The following is a 3,569-nucleotide window of genomic DNA, read 5'->3' as shown; positions in this document are numbered from 1 at the left end:
CTCCCCCCCTCTGCCCACCCCCCCCCCCCTCCCCCCCCCCCGGGGGCGTGGGAGCGGGCTTGCCCCGCGATGCATTTCGGAGGAACGGTCCGGAATTTTTGGTTGTCCATGCTTGTACATACAAGTAAAGATGTGTTTGTATAGCACCACGACACAAACACATGCCGTCGCATGACCGCAGAGGACATCCCCGTGACTGACAACAACAAATACCGTGACGTTGAAATCCGTGCCCCGCGTGGCAACAAGCTGACCGCCAAGAGCTGGCTGACCGAAGCGCCGCTGCGCATGCTGATGAACAACCTCGACCCGCAGGTCGCCGAAAACCCCAAGGAACTGGTGGTGTACGGCGGCATCGGCCGTGCCGCGCGTAACTGGGAGTGCTACGACAAGATCGTCGAGACCCTGACCCGCCTGGAAGACGACGAAACCCTGCTGGTGCAGTCGGGCAAGCCGGTCGGCGTGTTCAAGACCCACAGCAACGCCCCGCGCGTGCTGATCGCCAACTCCAACCTGGTACCGCACTGGGCCAACTGGGAACACTTCAACGAACTGGATGCCAAGGGCCTGGCCATGTACGGCCAGATGACCGCCGGCAGCTGGATCTACATCGGCAGCCAGGGCATCGTCCAGGGCACCTACGAAACCTTCGTCGAAGCCGGCCGCCAGCACTACAACGGCAGCCTGAAAGGCAAGTGGGTACTGACCGCAGGCCTGGGCGGCATGGGCGGCGCCCAGCCACTGGCCGCGACCCTGGCCGGTGCCTGCTCGCTGAACATCGAATGCCAGCAGAGCCGCATCGATTTCCGCCTGGAAACCCGCTACGTCGATGAGCAGGCCACCGACCTCGACGACGCCCTGGCCCGCATCGCCAAGTACACCGCCGAAGGCAAGGCCATCTCCATCGCCCTGCACGGCAACGCTGCCGAAATCCTGCCAGAGCTGGTCAAGCGTGGCGTACGCCCGGACATGGTCACCGACCAGACCAGCGCCCACGACCCGCTTAACGGCTACCTGCCAGCTGGCTGGACCTGGGAGCAGTACCGCGACCGCGCAGTGACCGACCCGGCTGGCGTGGTCAAGGCCGCCAAGCAATCGATGGCCGTGCACGTGCAAGCCATGCTCGACTTCCAGAAGCAGGGCATCCCGACCTTCGACTACGGCAACAACATCCGCCAGATGGCCAAGGAAGAAGGCGTGGCCAACGCCTTCGACTTCCCAGGCTTCGTTCCGGCCTATATCCGCCCGCTGTTCTGCCGCGGTGTCGGCCCGTTCCGCTGGGCTGCGCTGTCCGGTGACGCCGAGGACATCTACAAGACCGACGCCAAGGTCAAGGAGCTGATCCCGGACGACGCCCACCTGCACCGCTGGCTGGACATGGCCCGCGAGCGCATCAGCTTCCAGGGCCTGCCGGCCCGTATCTGCTGGGTTGGCCTGGGCCTGCGCGCCAAGCTGGGCCTGGCCTTCAACGAAATGGTCCGCAGCGGCGAGCTGTCGGCGCCGGTCGTCATCGGCCGCGACCACCTGGACTCGGGCTCGGTATCCAGCCCCAACCGCGAAACCGAAGCCATGCGCGACGGCTCCGACGCGGTCTCCGACTGGCCACTGCTCAACGCCCTGCTCAACACCGCAGGCGGCGCCACCTGGGTTTCGCTGCACCACGGCGGTGGCGTGGGCATGGGCTTCTCCCAGCACTCGGGCATGGTCATCGTCTGTGACGGTACCGACGAGGCGGCCGAGCGGATCGCCCGCGTACTGACCAACGACCCGGGCACCGGCGTGATGCGCCATGCCGATGCCGGTTACCAGATCGCCATCGACTGCGCCAAGGAGCAGGGCCTCGACCTGCCAATGATCACCGGCTGATTGCCGCGCTTTGGATCGCACCCCACAAGGGTGATACTGAACAACAAGAAGTGGCCGGCGGGGACCCTGAACACAGGGCCTGCGGCCACAAGCGATTGGAGTAGCGAAGTGACCGAACTGACCCTCAAGCCTGGCACCCTGACCCTGGCCCAGCTGCGCGCCATCCATGCCGCGCCCGTGCGCCTGCAACTGGATGCCAGCGCCGCGCCGGCCATCGACGCCAGCGTTGCCTGCGTCGAGCAGATCATTGCCGAAGACCGCACCGCCTACGGCATCAACACCGGTTTCGGCCTGCTGGCCTCGACCCGCATCGCCAGCCATGACCTGGAAAACCTGCAGCGCTCGCTGGTGCTGTCCCACGCCGCCGGTATCGGCGCGCCGCTGGACGACGACCTGGTGCGCCTGATCATGGTGCTGAAGATCAACAGCCTCAGCCGTGGTTTCTCCGGCATCCGCCGCAAAGTCATCGACGCCCTGATCGCCCTGGTCAACGCCGAAGTCTACCCACACATCCCGCTCAAAGGTTCGGTTGGCGCCTCCGGCGACCTGGCCCCGCTGGCGCACATGTCGCTGGTGCTGCTGGGCGAAGGCAAGGCCCGCTACAAGGGCCAGTGGCTGAACGCTACCGAGGCCCTGGCCGTTGCCGGCCTGGAGCCGCTGACCCTGGCCGCGAAAGAGGGCCTGGCCCTGCTCAACGGCACCCAGGCTTCCACCGCCTACGCCCTGCGCGGCCTGTTCCAGGCCGAAGACCTGTACGCCGCAGCCATCGCCTGTGGTGGCCTGAGCGTTGAAGCTGCACTGGGTTCGCGTTCGCCGTTCGACGCCCGTATCCATGAAGTGCGTGGCCAGCGTGGCCAGATCGACACCGCCGCCTGCTTCCGCGACCTGCTGGGCGATTCCAGTGAAGTGTCGTTGTCGCACAAGAACTGCGACAAGGTCCAGGACCCGTACTCCCTGCGCTGCCAGCCACAGGTCATGGGCGCCTGCCTGACCCAGATCCGCCAGGCCGCCGAAGTGCTGGGCATCGAAGCCAACGCCGTGTCGGACAACCCGCTGGTATTCGCCGCCGAAGGCGACGTGATTTCCGGTGGCAACTTCCACGCAGAGCCGGTGGCCATGGCCGCCGACAACCTGGCCCTGGCCATCGCCGAGATCGGTTCGCTGAGCGAGCGCCGCATCTCGCTGATGATGGACAAGCACATGTCCCAGCTGCCGCCATTCCTGGTGGAAAACGGTGGGGTCAACTCCGGCTTCATGATCGCCCAGGTCACCGCCGCCGCGCTGGCCAGCGAGAACAAGGCGCTGTCGCACCCGCACAGCGTCGACAGCCTGCCAACTTCTGCTAACCAGGAAGACCACGTGTCGATGGCTCCGGCTGCCGGCAAGCGTCTGTGGGAAATGGCCGAGAACACCCGTGGCGTGATCGCTATCGAGTGGTTGGGTGCCTGCCAGGGCCTGGACCTGCGCAAAGGCCTGAAGACCTCCGCCAAGCTGGAGCAGGCGCGTCAGGCTCTGCGCCGTGAAGTGCCGCACTATGACCGCGACCGCTTCTTCTCGCCGGATATCGAGGCAGCCGCCGCGCTGCTGGCCAAAGGCACCTTGACCGGCCTGCTGCCGGCCGGCGTCCTGCCAAGCCTGTGATATCGCTATCGGTGGGGAGGAAGGGAATAACCCCCGCCCCACCAGCGCGAGGAAAAGAAGCC

General features: G+C 66.0%; 2 protein-coding genes. Both read left to right on the top strand.

The annotated features are described in order from the left end of the window. The first annotated feature begins 192 nt into the window (after nt 1-192). Nucleotides 193-1,866 carry a urocanate hydratase gene (gene hutU / locus ACO6VM_RS19210; protein ID WP_038706939.1) on the top strand — a complete coding sequence of 558 codons (1,674 nt, stop codon included), beginning with the start codon at nt 193-195 and terminating at the stop codon, nt 1,864-1,866. A gap of 108 nt (nt 1,867-1,974) precedes the next feature. Continuing rightward, on the top strand, nt 1,975-3,507 hold the full coding sequence (gene hutH / locus ACO6VM_RS19205) for a histidine ammonia-lyase (protein WP_390965753.1): 1,533 nt from the start codon (nt 1,975-1,977) through the stop codon (nt 3,505-3,507). The last annotated feature ends 62 nt before the right edge of the window (nt 3,508-3,569 follow it).

Source organism: Pseudomonas sp. GZD-209 (assembly GCF_049310485.1).
Lineage (GTDB): Bacteria > Pseudomonadota > Gammaproteobacteria > Pseudomonadales > Pseudomonadaceae > Aquipseudomonas > Aquipseudomonas sichuanensis.
The sequence above is the reverse complement of the archived record's forward strand: the minus strand, read 5'-3'. Positions and strand labels throughout refer to the sequence as shown.